The organism is Cupriavidus sp. OTU4054 (assembly GCF_038440175.1).
GTDB classification, from domain to species: Bacteria; Pseudomonadota; Gammaproteobacteria; order Burkholderiales; family Burkholderiaceae; genus Cupriavidus; species Cupriavidus pauculus_D.
This window is the reverse complement of record NZ_JASATF010000025.1, coordinates 45,627-61,278: the sequence shown is the minus strand read 5'-3', so window position 1 is coordinate 61,278 and position 15,652 is coordinate 45,627. Positions and strand designations below refer to the sequence as shown.

Annotated in this window: 14 protein-coding genes; 9 read left to right on the top strand and 5 right to left on the bottom strand. The window is 68.2% G+C overall.

Translation table 11 applies throughout. The annotated features are described in order from the left end of the window. Positions 1-15: 15 nt before the first annotated feature. A complete protein-coding gene (locus tag AAHB16_RS25125; RefSeq protein ID WP_342052287.1) occupies positions 16-1,449 on the bottom strand; it encodes an amidase in 1,434 nt (477 codons plus the stop codon). A 311-nt stretch (positions 1,450-1,760) separates the two neighbouring features. Further along, positions 1,761-4,718, bottom strand: coding sequence for a DEAD/DEAH box helicase (locus AAHB16_RS25120; protein WP_342052272.1), 2,958 nt, complete (start codon positions 4,716-4,718; stop codon positions 1,761-1,763). Positions 4,719-4,840: 122 nt separating this feature from the next. On the opposite strand from AAHB16_RS25120, the gene AAHB16_RS25115 reads away from it, so the two are divergent. From AAHB16_RS25115 to AAHB16_RS25090, 6 genes are all read left to right on the top strand, one after another. Next, on the top strand, positions 4,841-5,761 hold the full coding sequence (locus AAHB16_RS25115; protein ID WP_109582010.1) for a branched-chain amino acid transaminase: 921 nt from the start codon (positions 4,841-4,843) through the stop codon (positions 5,759-5,761). 48 nt (positions 5,762-5,809) lie between these two features. Further along, entirely contained in the window at positions 5,810-6,004 is a 195-nt protein-coding gene (locus AAHB16_RS25110; protein WP_061954896.1) for a zinc-finger domain-containing protein, read from the top strand. A gap of 91 nt (positions 6,005-6,095) precedes the next feature. Beyond that, on the top strand, positions 6,096-7,127 hold the full coding sequence (waaF, locus tag AAHB16_RS25105; RefSeq protein ID WP_150372731.1) for a lipopolysaccharide heptosyltransferase II: 1,032 nt from the start codon (positions 6,096-6,098) through the stop codon (positions 7,125-7,127). A 56-nt stretch (positions 7,128-7,183) separates the two neighbouring features. Then, entirely contained in the window at positions 7,184-7,624 is a 441-nt protein-coding gene (locus AAHB16_RS25100) for a YybH family protein (protein WP_150372732.1), read from the top strand. Between the two features lie 14 nt (positions 7,625-7,638). Further along, positions 7,639-8,664, top strand: coding sequence for a YheT family hydrolase (locus AAHB16_RS25095; protein ID WP_150372733.1), 1,026 nt, complete (start codon positions 7,639-7,641; stop codon positions 8,662-8,664). Positions 8,665-8,685: 21 nt separating this feature from the next. Then, positions 8,686-9,261 (top strand): DUF2946 family protein, encoded by a 576-nt coding sequence (locus tag AAHB16_RS25090; protein ID WP_342052271.1) that lies wholly within the window; start codon positions 8,686-8,688, stop codon positions 9,259-9,261. A gap of 24 nt (positions 9,262-9,285) precedes the next feature. Here the strand turns inward: AAHB16_RS25090 and AAHB16_RS25085 are convergent, their stop codons facing one another. Continuing rightward, positions 9,286-11,052 (bottom strand): beta-barrel assembly-enhancing protease, encoded by a 1,767-nt coding sequence (locus tag AAHB16_RS25085; RefSeq protein WP_342052286.1) that lies wholly within the window; start codon positions 11,050-11,052, stop codon positions 9,286-9,288. Between the two features lie 161 nt (positions 11,053-11,213). Here AAHB16_RS25085 and moaC point away from each other — a divergent pair, with 161 nt between their 5' ends. After that, positions 11,214-11,693 carry a cyclic pyranopterin monophosphate synthase MoaC gene (moaC, locus tag AAHB16_RS25080; protein ID WP_150372736.1) on the top strand — a complete coding sequence of 160 codons (480 nt, stop codon included), beginning with the start codon at positions 11,214-11,216 and terminating at the stop codon, positions 11,691-11,693. 53 nt (positions 11,694-11,746) lie between these two features. Here the strand turns inward: moaC and AAHB16_RS25075 are convergent, their stop codons facing one another. Continuing rightward, positions 11,747-12,310 (bottom strand): cold shock domain-containing protein, encoded by a 564-nt coding sequence (locus AAHB16_RS25075; RefSeq protein WP_342052270.1) that lies wholly within the window; start codon positions 12,308-12,310, stop codon positions 11,747-11,749. A gap of 521 nt (positions 12,311-12,831) precedes the next feature. Between AAHB16_RS25075 and AAHB16_RS25070 the strand changes: the two genes are divergently transcribed. Both AAHB16_RS25070 and AAHB16_RS25065 read left to right on the top strand, forming a co-directional pair. Then, complete coding sequence (locus tag AAHB16_RS25070) at positions 12,832-13,320, top strand: hypothetical protein (RefSeq protein WP_342052269.1); 489 nt, start codon at positions 12,832-12,834, stop codon at positions 13,318-13,320. 18 nt (positions 13,321-13,338) lie between these two features. Continuing rightward, positions 13,339-13,866, top strand: a complete 528-nt coding sequence (locus AAHB16_RS25065) for a YMGG-like glycine zipper-containing protein (RefSeq protein ID WP_150372739.1) — start codon at positions 13,339-13,341, stop codon at positions 13,864-13,866. Between the two features lie 51 nt (positions 13,867-13,917). Here AAHB16_RS25065 and AAHB16_RS25060 read toward each other — a convergent pair whose 3' ends face one another. After that, positions 13,918-15,522, bottom strand: a complete 1,605-nt coding sequence (locus tag AAHB16_RS25060) for a PglL family O-oligosaccharyltransferase (RefSeq protein WP_342052268.1) — start codon at positions 15,520-15,522, stop codon at positions 13,918-13,920. Positions 15,523-15,652 lie beyond the last annotated feature (130 nt).

Here is a 15,652-nt window from a genome sequence, read left to right as displayed (position 1 = left end):
TTTCAGCGATGATGTTCAGGCCGGCGGCGGACGGAACGCATGGCCCGCGTCTTCCAGCAATTGCGCGAAGCGCAGCGACGTCAGGTCGCCATAGCGGCGCGCCACGATCTGCACGCCGACGGGCAGGCCGTCGCTCGCGGGCCCGATCGGCGCGACCGTGGACGGCAGGCCGCACAAGCCGGAATGGCCCGCCCAGAACAGTTGCGACGTGAGCGGCAGCGGCTGGCCGTTGACCGTGATCGTGCGTTGCCACGGCTCGCCGCGCTCGTCGATCGGAAACGCGGTGGTCGAGGCCGCTGGGCACAGCAGCACGTCGTACTCGCCGAAGAAGCGGTGCCATGCGCGCGCGAACCCCTCGCGCGCCTGCTGCAGCAACAGCCATTGCCGATGGTTCAGCGCGGCGCCCGCGAACTGCAGCGTGGCGTAGTCGCTCGATGCGCGGTCACTGCCATTGGCGCGCAGCAGCGCATCGGCAAACGCCGCGTCGTCCATATAGACGGATGTGGTCGCGCGCAGCAGCAGCACGTACACGTGCCACAAGTGCGCGGCATCGAAATCGGGCCGGACGTTCCAGCTCACGCGCGCACCGGCGCGCGCCAGGTCTTGCCCGAGCGACTCGATGGCCCCGCTCACCGCGACGTCGGCCTCGGCAAGCGGATGGGTGGGGAGCACGGCGACGCGGAAATCGGCCAGCCGCGTGTGTCCGCACGCCGGCAGGTCCATGCGCCATGCAGACGCCTCGGCACTGTCCGGGCCGGCAATCGCGTGCAGGACCAGTTCGAGGTCGCGGGCGCTGCGGGCAATCGGGCCCGCCACGTTGATGTCCTGTTCGGCAAACCCCGCGGGCGCGTTGCCGTGGCCACGCAATGGCACGATGCCGTGGCTGCTCTTGTGCGAGAACACGCCGCAGTAATGCGCGGGATTGCGCAGCGACGAGCCGATGTCCGAGCCGATGTCGAAGTAGCTCATGCCCGCGCACACCGCGGCCGCGCTGCCGCCGGACGAACCGCCCGGCGTGCGCGACGGATCGTGCGGGTTGCGCGTGGTGCCGTAGATCGCGTTATAGCTTTGCCAGTCGCGCAACCCCAGCGGCACATTGGTCTTGCCCAGCAGCACAGCCCCTTGCGCGCGCAGGCGCTCGACCACCGCGGCGTCTCCCGCGGCGCGATGGGCCGCGCGCGCGGGTACCCCGCACGTCGTCGGCCACCCCTCGACGTCGAACGATTCCTTGATCGAAAACGGCAATCCGTCGAGCGGCCCGCGCGAGCGTCCGGCCTGTCGCCGGGCGTCGCTCTCGGCAGCGGCTTCGCGCGCCGCTTCGAAATCGGCCAGCACCATCGCATTGACCGCCGGATTGCGCTCGGCCCATGCCGCGTGGCAGGCCTCGGTCAGCGCCATCGAGGTGGTCTCGCCGCTCGCCATCCGCGCGGCGGCGATATGCGCCGGCACCCAGCAGTCGGCAAGCGGCGCCTGCGCGACGCGCGGCGGAACAGGGTCGGACACGACTTCGGGGGACAAGGGGGCTCCGGTCTGTTTTTGTGGTTCGGTATACTATATTCAGATATCCCAAAACCTCAAGGCCGGGTTTATGCGAAGGCCCCGTTGCACCGCAACGGGCCAGAACCGCCACCCGATGCGCCATAACCGTACCTCGTATGCGCCAAAACGGCGCCGCGGGCATATCGCACCGCACCAGCAGGCAGCAACATAAGCGGCAATTTGTATACCGTTTGAGAGTCAAGCGCCTTGACTCGCGTTAATCAGCGGCGCAGCAATCCCACGAGCTCGTCGATATCGGGCAACGCCGCCTCCCTGCCCACCGCTTCCCCTGCGGTGGCGTCCAGCACCCCTTCGGCCAGCGCGCGCTTGCCCAGATGCAGATCGACGATGCGCTCCTCGATCGTGCCGGCCGTGATCAGCCGGTAGACCGTGACGGGACGGCTTTGGCCGATACGGTGGGCGCGGCCCATCGCCTGATCCTCGGCAGCGGGGTTCCACCAGGGGTCCGCGATCACGACGTAGTCGGCCGCCGTGAGATTGAGCCCGAAGCCGCCGGCCTTCAGGCTGATCAGGAAGACGTCGCCCTCGCCCGCCTGGAAGGCGGCCACGCGCCGCGTGCGTTCGTCGGCCGACGTGGCGCCATCGAGGTACTGCCACGCCAGCCCCGCCTCGTCGAGCGCCTGCCGCAGCAGCTGCAGGAAGTCGACGAACTGGCTGAACACGAGCGTGCGGTGCCCGTTGGCGGCGAGCGTGGCGGCCAGATCGGCAAACGCCCGCACCTTCGCGCCCGCGTGCCCGATCTCCGGTGTCACCAGGCGCGGGTCGCACGCGGCGCGGCGCATGCGCATCAGCTGCGCGAGGATGTGGATGCGCGCTTCGGGCTCGGGCAGCCGCGCGCGCCTGACGCGGCGCCGGCCTTGTTCCTTCGGTTGCAGCAGCGCGCGCTCGGCTTCGGAGAGCGCCTGCCGCCGCAGCGCCTCGTAGTGCGCGGCCTCGGCGGGCTCGGGGGCGACGCGGATCACGAGTTCGGTGCGCGGCGGCAGTTCGTCGAGCACCTGCGCCTTGGTCCGCCGCAGCACGAACGGCGCAATCATGCGGCGCAGGCGCGCACGCGGATCCCGTGCGCCATTGCGCTCGATCGGGTTCGCAAAATGCTCGTTGAAGCGGACGAGCGAACCGAGCAGGCCCGGATTGCAGAAGCGCATGACGGCCCAGAGCTCGGCCAGCCGGTTCTCCACGGGCGTCCCCGACAGCGCGATGCGGCAGTCCGCCTGCAACGCGAACATCGCCTGCGCCCGGCGCGAGGAAGGATTCTTGAACGACTGCGCCTCGTCGGCGACCACCGTGTGCCACGCGCGCTCGCAAAACGCCTTGCGCGCCTGCTGGAGCAGCGTATAGGAAACGATCACCACATCCTGCGCGCCGGCCTGTTCGACGATGGCGGTGCGATCGCCATCGGCATAGACGTGGACCCGCAGCGAGGGCGCGAAGCGGCGCGCCTCCGCGGCCCAGTTGCCGCAGACCGATGTCGGCGCCACGACGAGCGCGGGCCCCTCCGCCGCGCGCGCGAGCAGCACGGCGAGCGCCTGCAGCGTCTTGCCGAGCCCCATGTCGTCGGCCAGACAGGCGCCGAGACCGGCCCGGGCGAGCGACATCATCCAGCGATAGCCCTCCAGCTGGTACGGACGCAGCTCGGCGGCCAGCGTGGCGGGCACCGGCATATCGGCCTCGCGGGCCTCGCGCAGCCGTTTGATGCGCGTGCGGAAGTGCGCGTCGGGGTCGATGCCGGCCCCGGCGAGCACGTCGTCGAGCCAGGGCGTGGCCACCAGCGGCACACGAATGCCGTCGCGCACGGCGTCCCCGACGGCGGCGAGATCCCGCAGCCGGTCGCGCAGCTGGCGCGTCAGCGCGACGTACACCCCGTGCTCCATCGCCATGAAGCGGCCCGCGTGGCCGTGCGCCCAGGCCACGAGTTTTTGCAGGGACAGCACGAGCCCCTCGGCCACGTGCAGTTCGCCGACCAGCTTGAACCACTCGCTGCCCGTTTCCACGCTCACGGCAAGTTGCGGCAGATCGGCCGGTATGACGCGAATCTCGCGGCCCCGCGGCCATTCGAGATCGATCACGCCATCCAGCCCCGGCAGCGTCTCCACCACCGTGAGCGCGTCCTCGGGATCGTCGAGCGTCCACACCAGTTCGCCGCTGCCCGGCGCCTGCCGCACGAGGCACGGCAGCGCGTTGAACACCTCGGCCACGTGAGCCAATTCGGCATCGAGGTCGCGGCGCGTCGCGAGCGTTTCCACGCCGATGGTCGCCATCAGCTGCGCGCGGCCATGTCCGGGCGCGAGGCGCGGCCCCATGGCGCCCAGCGGCGTCACGACCAGCCGGAGGCTGATGCCACGCCCCACCGGCGCCACTTCGGCACGCAGGCGCGAATCGGGATCGCGTTCGCGCGCGTCGCCGGCGCCATCGGCATGGATCTGGAAATGGCCCGCAAGCGCCCGCAGCGTGCCGTCCAGCCGCGCCTGCGCGCTGGCGGGGACGGCGAGCCCATCGGCGATCAGCCGCGCCGCGGCCTGCTGGGCGGGCGTGAACCGCACGATGCGCAGGCGGCGCGGGCCGTCCTGCAGCACGGTGATCTGCCGCAGCGCCTCGGCTTCCTGCCGCGCGGCGGCCGGCAGAAAGTCCTCCATCGCGCGCGCCTGGCGCAGCGGCGGCACGATGCGGAGCACGAAGCGGTCTTCCTCGCGCACCGCCTCCAGCGCGGGCGAGGACTCCAGCACCTCCACGGGCACCGTCGGCGCGTGCGCCAGCACCACGGCCGGATGGCCAACCAGCGCCATGATGGCGGCGGCGCGGTCCAGCACATAACGCCGGTTGCGGGAGGCGTCCCGCCGCACGGCCTGCGCCACGCGGGCGTCCCACGGCGGCAGCGTGTCATCCTCGGCCACGCGGGCGAGCGGCACGGGCCGGGGCTTGCCCCAGCCGCGCGCGCCCCACGCCTGCTCCATCGGCTCGATCGTGCCCACCTCGCCGTCGGCGTCGAACGTCAGCGCCCAGATCAGGCGCCGTCCGGCGCCGGGGGCTTCCGGGGCCGCGTCGCCGCCGGCCAGCGCCTGCAGCGCGCCCAGCGCCGATTCCCAGCGATCCTCGGCGGGGGGCGTGCCGGTATCGGTATTGGGGTCGGTGGAGGCGGAAAGCTCGGAAGTCGGACGCACGCGTGCGGGGGGTGGGTCGGGAAGGTGCGATTGTAGATCCACAAGGGCCCGCGTTGGCACGCAAGGCCTCGCGGCTTACAATGGCGATCTTTCGATTTTTTCTGGTGCTCAGGAGACCAACCATGTCGATGGCGGATCGCGACGGCAAAATCTGGATGGACGGCAAGCTGATCGAATGGCGCGACGCCAAGATCCACGTGCTGACCCACACGTTGCACTACGGCATGGGCGTCTTCGAAGGCGTACGCGCTTACAAGACGCCGGAAGGCACCGCGATCTTCCGCCTCAAGGAGCACACGCGCCGCCTGTTCAACTCGGCCAAGATCTTCCAGATGGAGATGCCGTTCGACCAGCCGACGCTCGAAGCCGCGCAACGCGAAGTGGTGCGCGCGAACAATCTGGAATCCTGCTACATCCGCCCGCTGGTCTGGATCGGCTCCGAGAAGCTCGGCGTCTCCGCCCGCGGCAACACGATCCACGTGGCCATCGCCGCATGGCCCTGGGGCGCGTACCTCGGCGAAGAAGGCATGGAGCGCGGCATCCGCGTGAAGACCTCGTCGTTCACGCGCCACCACGTCAACGTGTCGCTCGTGCGCGCCAAGGCGAGCGGTTACTACATCAACTCGATCCTGGCCAACCAGGAAGCGACGGGCCTCGGCTACGACGAAGCCCTGCTGCTCGACACCGACGGCTATGTCAGCGAAGGCTCGGGCGAGAACGTGTTCATCGTGCGCAACGGCGTGATTTACACGCCGGACCTGGCCTCGTGCCTGGACGGCATCACGCGCGACGCCACGCTGACGATCGCGCGCGACCTCGGCATCGAGGTGCGCGAAAAGCGCATCACGCGCGACGAGATGTACTGCGCCGACGAAGCGTTCTTCACGGGCACGGCCGCCGAAGTCACGCCGATCCGCGAACTCGATGACCGCGTCATCGGCGAAGGCCGCCGCGGCCCGGTCACGCAGCGCATCCAGGAAGCGTTCTTCGCCGCCGTCGGCGGCACCGATGAAAAGTACAAGAAGTGGCTGACGCTGGTCTGAGACCCGCGCGCCGCCCCGATTGCTAACACCCCTGCAACTGGCAACACCATGACCCAAACCGCCACCGTCGTCGAAATCGGCGCGGAAGACATTCCGCTGCACTGCCCCACCGGCAATACGCCCGCCTGGAACTACCACCCGCGTGTGTTCCTCGATGTGGCCGATACCGGCGAGGTCAAGTGCCCGTATTGCGGTACCGTGTACAAGCTCAAGCCCGGTACCGTGCTGAAGGGTCACCACTGAACCGCGGCCGCCTCGTCGCGCAACCCGCATCCATGGCTGGCAACCGGCACGCCCGGTTAGCCGGCCGTTGCCGCTGGCGCCGCCGTCATTCATGAAGAAAGCTCTCGTCATCGCCCCCAACTGGATCGGCGACGCGTTGATGGCCCAGCCGTTGTTCTCGCTGATCAAGGCCCGTCATCCGCGTCTCGAAATCGACGCGCTCGCGCCCAAGTGGGTGGCGCCGGTCCTGACGCGCATGCCCGAGATCGGCCGCGTGTTCCCGAGCGACCTCGCGCACGGCAAGCTGCAGCTGTCGGCACGCCTGATGTTCGCCCAGCAGCTCAAGAACGAAGGCTACGACATCGCCTACGTGCTGCCGAACTCGCTGAAGTCCGCGCTGATTCCATGGCTCGCCGGCATTCCGCTGCGTATCGGCTACCGCGGGGAGGCGCGCTTCGGCATGCTCAACGTGCGGCATGCCAACCCGCCGCGCGACCACCGCCCGCCGATGGTGGAGCACTACGCCCGCCTGGCGCTCAAGCCCGGCGCGCGCCTGCCCGAAGATCTGCCCGAGCCGCGCCTGCGCACCGACCCCGCGCGAATGGCGGCCACCGCGGCGCGCTTCGACATTGCGCCGCACACCCGCGTCATCGCGTTCTGCCCGGGCGCCGAATTCGGTCCGGCCAAGCGCTGGCCCGCCGCCCACTTCGCGGAGCTCGCGCAGATGCTGCGCCGCTCGTTCCCCTACGCGCAGATCATCGCGCTCGGGTCGGGCAAGGACGCCGAGATCGCCGACGAGATCGTCGCGGGCGCGCCGTTCGTGCGCAACCTCTGCGGCCAGACCTCGCTCGACGACGCGGTGGACCTGCTCGCGCTGTCGGAGGCCGCGGTCTGCAACGATTCGGGCCTGATGCACGTGACCGCGGCACTGAATCGCCCGCAGGTGGCCGTGTACGGCTCCAGCGATCCCCGCCATACGCCCCCGCTGTCACAGGCAGCGAGTATCATGTGGCTTCAGCTCGAGTGTAGTCCCTGCTTCAAGCGCGAGTGCCCGTTAGGACACCTGCGTTGCCTGAAAGATATCGGACCCGAGATGGTGTTCGTCGAGCTTCGCAAGCTGTTGCAACGGTCCCTGCGTCCGTGACAGCGGTCCGTGACGACGCTCCCGAAGCCAGCGCCCTGAATCCCTGACACGCCACCATGCCACGTTTCGCCCGCCTGTTCGATTCCGCCGAAGACATCGTCGAAGCCTTTCGCGAAGCCATGAAGTTGCGCGATGCGGATGGCGCGCTGCGGCTATGGCTCGACGAGGACTCGGTGACCTGCGTGCTCCCGGACGGCCAGCGGCTGATCGGGCACGAGCATCTGCGCCAGGCCTTCACGACGCTGCTCGACTCCCAGCCGGTCCTGATCGACGCGATCGAGACCAGCAGCCATGCATCGCTCGGCGTGTCCATCTTCGACGTGACCGAGGCGCTGCGCTTCGGCGCGGATCGCGTCGAGGCGGACCTCTACGTGCACACCACGTACGTGCTGATGCAGAACCACGAGGGCTGGCGCCTCGCCCATATCCATTGCAGCCCCGCCAACGCGGTGCAGGTCGCCACCGTCGCAGCCGCACCGGGACAGGCGCTGCACTGACGCAGTCTTCCGCCATGTCGGCAATCCCCATGGCCGCCCCCGCGTTCGGCGACGACTTCCATACGCCATGGTGGCTGCGCGGCGGCCATGCACAGACGATTCTGGCGGCACGCTTCACGCGCCACGCGCGCCTGACGTTCCGGCGCGAACGCTGGAACACGCCGGACGGCGACTTCATCGACCTCGACTGGACCACGCACGCCACGCAGCCCGACGCGCCGCTCGTGGTCATGTTCCATGGCCTCGAGGGCGCCTCCGACAGCCACTACGCGCAGACGCTGATGGACGCGTTGCGCGCGCGCGGCTGGGCGGGCGTGATTCCGCATTTCCGCGGCTGCTCGGGCGAAATCAACCTGGCCCCGCGCTTCTATCATTCGGGCGATGCGGCCGAGATTCGCTGGGTCTTGCAGCGGCTGCATGCGATCGATCCCGCGCGGCGGCTGCTCGTGGTCGGTATCTCGCTCGGCGGCAACGCGCTGCTGCGCTATCTGGGCGAAGATGGCAACGCCGCGGGCTTCGTCTCGGCAGCCGCGTCGGTCTCGGCGCCGCTCGACCTCGCGGCCGGCGGCGCGGCGCTCTCGCGCGGGTTCAACCTCGTCTATACGCGGATGTTCCTGCAGACGCTCAAGCGCAAGTCGCTCGCGAAGCTCGGCCAGTACCCGGGTCTGTTCGATCGCGCCACGATGCTCGCGAGCCGCGACCTCTACGCGTTCGACAACGTGGTTACCGCGCCGCTGCACGGCTTTCGCGATACCGACGACTACTGGCACCGCGCCGCGAGCAAGCCGATACTCGGCGAGATTCGCGTGCCGACGCTCGTGCTCAACGCGCGCAACGATCCGTTCCTGCCCGGCCACCATCTGCCGGGCCCGGCGGACGTGAGCGACGACGTGGTGCTCGACCAGCCCGCCTATGGCGGCCACGTCGGCTTCATGACACCGCGCGGCGGACTGCTGGGGCAGCTGCCATTGCTGCCGGTGGCGGGACACCTCGACTATCTGCCCGCACGCATCCTGCGATTCTTCGACGGCGCGGCATAAAAAAGACAGGAGACAGCGGTTATGGATGAGATCGTCAAGGCGGCCATGGCGCGCTGGCCCAATGTGCCGAACTGCTACGGCTGGCTCGCGCTCGACCGGCGCGGCCAATGGCGCATGCGCAACGAGTACGCCCAGCAGCACGGGCTGTCCGGCGATCCGATTCGCCATGCGGCGCTGATCGCCTTTATCGAACGCAACTATCAGCGCGACGAAACGGGTGGCTGGTTCTTCCAGAACGGCCCCCAGCGCGTATTCGTGTCGCTTGGCTATACGCCGTGGATCGTGCGGCTGCACGACGGCGCATTGCGGACGACCAGCGATCTCGCGTTTTCGCCGAGTGCCTGCCTCGCGGACGAGCACGGCAACGTGCTGATGACGGGAACGGTGGACGGGGTCGATGGCGAGCAGGTCGCGCTGCTGCACGACCACGACCTCGACGCGTTTGCCAGCACGAGCACGTGGCATGGCGAGGCCTGTGGCGCGGCGCTCGGCGTGTTCCACTTCGGCGGCAGGGACTTCGAGATCGCGCCGATCGCGGAGGACGAGGTACCCCAGCGATTCGGCTTCCGGAAAACTCCCGCCCCACCGGCCACATAAAGCCGGTCACATAACGCGTGCCGGTCAGTTCGGCATCCCCTTGTTGTCCTGCTTTTCCTCGCGGAACTGGCGTTCGAGCTGGTGCAGGCGCGCATCGACCTCGGACAGCGTGTAGAAGTCGCCGTCGCCGGCCTTGCGCGCGATCTGCAACTGCTCGATGGCCGCCTGGTACGAGCCATCCATCGCATACTTCTCCGCCAGCGCCTGATGCTGCTGCAGCCGCTTGCCCTGCGCGGCGTACGCGCGCGCGAGCAGATCCCACCATTCACTACGTGACGATTCCTCGCGCGTGCGGGAGCGGATAAACGTCACCGCATCGTCGAGCCGCCCCGTGGCCAGCAGCGTGTCGGCGTAATTCAGCGCCACCGCATGCGAGAGCGGATAGGCGCGCAGCGAGGCGGTGGCCTGGTTCATCGCATCCTGGGGCCGCTTTTCCTGGAGCGCGAGCTGGATCGCCATCACGTCGAGCATCGGGCTACCCGATGCCGCACCCGGAATATTGCCGTAGAGGCGGCGCGCTTCCATCAGCGCCTCGTCGGCCTTCTGATAGCGCTGGAGCCGCTGTTCGACGAACGCCACGCCGTAATAGAGCGCGGGCAGCCGCACGGGCGACGCGGTAGCCATCTGGTTCTGGAATGTCGAGCGCGAGGCCACGAGGTCCGCGCGGTCCTTGTCCTGGATCACGCGGGCCCGCACGCGCGCGAACTCGTACTCGGGCGTGTTGCCGACCTTGCGGGCCGTCACGTGGCGCACACGGTCCTGCATGTCGGCAAGGCGCTCGGACGTCAGCGGGTGGGTACGCACGTAGGCGGGCACCGAGCTTTCGGAGATGCCCATCACACGCTGCAGCCGCGCGAAAAAATCGGGCATGCCCTGCGGATCGAAGCCGGCCGCGGTCATGATCTGAAAACCGACCCGATCGGCTTCGCGCTCGGCGCCGCGCGAGAACGACAGCTGGTTCGCGATGGCGGCACCCTGCCCGCCCATCGCGAGCGCCGCGGCCGCGTCGCCGCTCTTGGTCGCGGCCAGGCCCGCCAGCACCATCGCCGCGAGCGCGATCCACATCGACTGGTCCTGGCTCGTGATGCCGCGCGCGATATGGCGCTGAAGCACGTGGCCGATTTCGTGGCCCAGGACCGAGGCGAGTTCCGACTCGGTTTCCGACTGCACGAGCAGGCCCGTATGCACGCCGATATAGCCGCCGGGCAGCGCGAATGCATTGATCGTGCGATCGCGCACGCCAAACAGCTCGAACCCCGTGGTGAACGTACCGCCGCCGGCCGAGCCCGAGATGTTCTGTTTGCGCGCGGCCTGCACGAGGCGGTAGCCGAGCGCGTTCAGGTAGTCGGACATCAGCGGGTCGCTGATGTAGTCGGGGTCGCGGCGGATATCGCGCATGATGCGGTCGCCGAGCCGCTTCTCCATGTCGGGCGACAGGCTCGCGCTGGACGGGTCGCCGAGGTCGGGCAGCTGGATGCCGCCGCTTTCCACGACCGGATTGTTCGTGCGCAGCCCGAACTCGGACTTCTGGCCCGCGCGGACGCTGCGGTTCAGGTTGTCGTAGACCTGATCGCTGGCATCGCCGTCGTTCGGCGAGGCCATGCCGAACGGGGCCTGCGATCCCGCGCCGCTCCCTGTGCCCGCGGGAGCGGCCAGCGACGGCAGCGAGGCCTGCGTCGGCCGCGCCGGCGGCGGTGCGCCCATCGGCGCCTGCGGCCACGCCGGCGCCGACATCGTCAACACGAGCGCCGCCGCCAGCACGCGAACGCGCAGACGCGGCGCCGCGCGCATGGCAGGCGCGGCGGTGGAGGCAGGGCGACCGGGGCGGCGGATGGGGCTCCCGGACCATGGGAAATCGGGCATGTTGCTATGATAGCGGCCTGCGCTGCCCGTTCCCATCGGGCAAGCCCTTCCCGCGCTTTTTCACACCAGACCTTCACACCTTTCCCGTCATGAGCGAGCTCACACACTTCGACAAGGCCGGCCAGGCACATATGGTGGACGTCGGCAACAAGGCCAGCACGCACCGCGTCGCGGTGGCTACCGGCACCATCACGATGGAACCGGAAACCTTCGCGCTGGTGCGCGACGGCAACGCGCGCAAGGGCGACGTGCTAGGCATCGCGCGCGTGGCGGCCATCATGGCGACCAAGCGCACATCGGACCTGATCCCGCTCTGCCACCCGATCGGCCTGACCAAGGTCGCCGTGGACTTCGCCCTGGACCCGCCCAGCTCGACCATCGCCTGCATCGTCCGCACCGAAACCCACGGCCAGACCGGCGTCGAGATGGAAGCGCTCACGGGCGTGCAGGTCGCCCTGCTGACGATCTACGACATGTGCAAGGCCGTGGACCGGGGGATGGTTATCGGCAATGTGCGGTTGCTGGAGAAGCACGGCGGCAAGTCGGGAGACTGGGTGGCGAACCCTTGATCCCGACCGACTTGGTTCGGTGATGACATAAGGGCACCCTGCCCCAAGGTAACCTATCGGGAAAACATACTCGTACACCACTGAGACTCACAGGGGGTCCCATCGCCATCACCGTCCATTTCGGTGTTTGGACAGTTCTTCAGGAAGTACTTGGCCTCTTTGCAAGAAGTCATCTGGGAACAGTATTTCCGTCCATCACACTGAAAGGGGCTAGCCGCCTCCGAGGTTGGCGCTTGGATCGAATCGGAGGCCAGTGTTTCGGACGGGCCGAATTTCGGGGCAACGTACTTGTACCCAACAGCGACGAGGACGGCGGCAGCGATGAATCCAAGCAGACGGTGGCCGATGGACCGTCCTTTGCTGGCTGGCGATTGCGCACGACCTCGAGGTGACCCTGTCGGATTGACGCCGGGCCGTTGAACAAAGATGGCCTTCTTCTTGCCATCCTTGTTGAGCATGACAAGGAACGTTAGTGACTCACCAACCTTCGGCTGACCACCCTGCTTGGGGTAATCCGAGATATGCACGAAGATGTCCTGACCACCTTTCGACGGCGCGATAAACCCGAACCCTTTGTCGTTCCACGCTTTGAGGGTCCCGTCGATTCTTGTATTCATGGGCTCCGTCGATTCAGCCGTCATCACGCGGTATCAGTCAGTAGTTTCCGATGCGATCGGCAAGCTCAGTCGCTTCTTTTCCTGGGGCGTCTTGAACTTGCCGTCCCGCAGACGAAGCGGTACGAAGTCTTCGCCCGACTCTTCACAATTCTCTGGATCCATTTGGCGGCCTCGGGCTTTTCACGTAAGTTCCGAACAAAACTACCAAAAATATCAGCGGGCCGCTGCGAGCGCGAAGAGGGGTGTGGCGCTTGCGAGACGAGTGCATGGCACGCCGTCGCCAGACGCACGGAGGCGCTCAGGGAGGGATTCGGAAAGCTGTACCGTGCGATCAGCGGCTGCGGCATACAAGCCCGTCTGGCAGCCGTGTCGTTTAAGCTGCGTGACGACAGCAGTACAAATCCGTCACGGCCGTTGTCTGCCCCGTAATAAAGGTAACGTCACATTTCCAACGTGCCTTCCGGTCAGCCGCGTGAGGCAAATTGGCGTTAAATAGAAGGAACACCTTTGGGGTATCGATCATGAACGGGCGCAAGATTGGCCTTATCGTATTGGCGGTGGCGGCGGCGGTGGCGACCATCGCCAGCGGCACCGCGGAAGCGCGCACGCGTGTTGGCGTGGGCGTGTATGTCGGGCCGGGCTGGGGCCCGGGATGGGGTCCCGGATGGGGGCCGGGCTGGGGCTATCCGGCCTATGGTCCCTATTACTACCCCGGTTACTATCCGCCGCCGGCCGTCGTCGCCGTGCCGGCGCAGCCGCCGCAGTACATCGAGCAGGGCGCCGACGGGAATCCGGTCGAGGCGCCTGCCGATCCCGGCCAATATGGCGGGCAGAACTATGGCGGACAGTCCTATGGCGGCTCCGGTGGCGGCGCGCCGCAGGCCGGACAGGATTCGAATGCGAACCAGTACTGGTACCACTGCGCGCGGCCGGAAGGCTACTACCCGTATGTCAAGACCTGCCCAGGCGGCTGGGAGCAGGTGCCCGCGCATCCTCCGGCCGGATCCTGAGACATGGGAAACACGATCATGCAAACCCGTTCCATCGTTATCCTGCTGGCCGCGACGCTCGCGCTGGGCGCCTGTGCAGTGCTGCCGTCGGGCCCGAGCGTGATGGCGCTGCCGGGCACCGGCAAGAACTTCGACCAGTTCCGCGCGGACGACTATAGCTGCCGTCAGTACGCATTCGGGCAGGTGGGCGGCACCACGGCCCAGCAGAATGCCAACGCCAGCGCGGTCGGCAGCGCGGCCATCGGCACGGCGCTTGGCGCGGCCGCCGGCGCGGCGTTCGGTGGCGGATCCGGTGCGGCGGTCGGCGCTGGCGTCGGCCTGCTCACGGGTGCCGCGGTCGGGGCGGGCAATTCGTACGAGTCGGGCTACGGCACGCAACAGCGCTACGACTCCGCTTACACACAGTGCATGTACGCGAGCGGCAATCGTGTGCCCGTGTATGGCACGATGGCCACGCAGATGGCACCGCGCCGCGCGGCCGCCGCACCGCCGCCGAATTACCAGCCGTACTATCCGCCGCCTCCGCCGCCCGGATACGTGCGGTGACGTAAAAAAGAGCGCACCCCGGTGCGCTCTTTTTTGTTCCGCCCTCTCCCTTCAGCCGCCCGACCATCGGCGGGACTTCGCGCGAACCCACGCGCAGAATTCGCGGGGCTGCTCCGCGGCCTCCCGCGTGCCCGCTTCCGCCATCTCGTCGCAGGCGCTCGCCAGCGATGCAAACTGCGCGCGTTCGTCGCCCTGATAGTAGTAGCGCAGACGATCCATCCACAGCCTTGCGCGATCCTGCTCGCCTGTCAGCGCGAAGAGCCACGCGGTGCGGGCGATGGTCGCCGGCATCGGCAGCAGATGGAGCGATGCGATATGCGCGGGCAGCAGCGCGCGCGCATTGTCCGCGGTGATGATCGCGTCCTCGGCCGTCTGCGCGCGGGCGTAGGCGTCGAACCAGAACGCGGGCCGCGGCATCGTATCGCGCGATCCCTCGGCGGCGTACTCGCGCGCTTCCACGCGGCGATAGTCGCGCCACGTGGTGGCCAGCACCACCAGCCCCACCGCACCGACGACGATCGCGAGCGGCTTCACCCATCGCGCGTCGCCGGTACCGCCCGTCTCCAGCCAGCCGAGCAGGAAACAGCACGGCAGCAGGAAATAGAGGTAATGCAGCGGGTATTCGAGCATCGAATGCATGCCGAACATCGCGAGCCAGACGAGCAGCATCACGGTCTGCGCGCGTTCCTCGGCGCCCGCGCGCAGCAGGCGGTCACGGACCACGCGCCACACCCAGGCGAGCAGAACCGCCACGACGCCGGCCGTACCGATCAGGCCGGTCTTGGCGAGCATGTCGAGCACCGCGTTGTGCGCGTGCAGCGCCATCTCCGGGCGCGCGCCCACCTCCGCTAGCTGCTGGAACTCGACCCAGCCGAACTCGCCGTAGCCGATACCGAGCCACGGATGCGCATGGAACATCGCGAGCGCGTGCGCCCACAGTGCATTGCGCCCGCTGAGCTGGCCGCCGCCCTTGATCAGCGCGATGGTGTCGAACAGCTGCCAGCCGAACGTCTGCCCCGCCGCGCGGATCAGCGGCTGCAGGATCACGAGCAGCCCGACCATCACGATCGCGGTGACGACGAGCGCGGCCGGGCGCTGCATCACGTTCGCGGGGCCCGTCCCCTGTGTGCGGTGCCGCGCCATGGCCGCCGCGATCAGCGCATAGATCGCCGCGATGCCGACGTGAACCACGCCCGTGCGCGAGCCCGACAGCACGATGCCCGTCTCGAGCAGCAGCACGGCGATCAGCCATGCGGGAAACCGCAATCCGCCGCGCGCGGCGAGCCACACGGATGCCACGAGCGCGAGGCCCTGCACGGTGGCCTGGTGATTGGGCTGATTGAGGTTGCCCCATAAGCGGCGGTTGGCCGGGTGAAAGTATTCCGAAACGAGGCCGAACATCTCGCGCTCGAGGCGGAACACCTGGATCCACTGGGCGAGGGCGCCGAGCAGGCCGGCGACGAGAAACGCGACGGCCAGCGCATCGACGATCGCGGCGCGCTGGTCCACGGTCTGGCGCTGGCTCATCCACGAGGCGGCCATGATCATGGCGGCGGCGAGGGCGAGCATCACCTGCGTCATGGCGCGCGTACCGGTGATATCGGCCATACCGCTCGCGGCCTGCAATAGCGTGGTGGCGATCAACCACAACGGCATGGCCGCAATCCATGGGAAAAATCTGATTCTCTGCGGGAGGCCCGATTTCGTCGCCGAGACGGTCAGAACGAGGATCAGGACGAGACCGAGCACGCCGGCAGCCCATTCGCCATAGAAGGTGGCGAGGGGG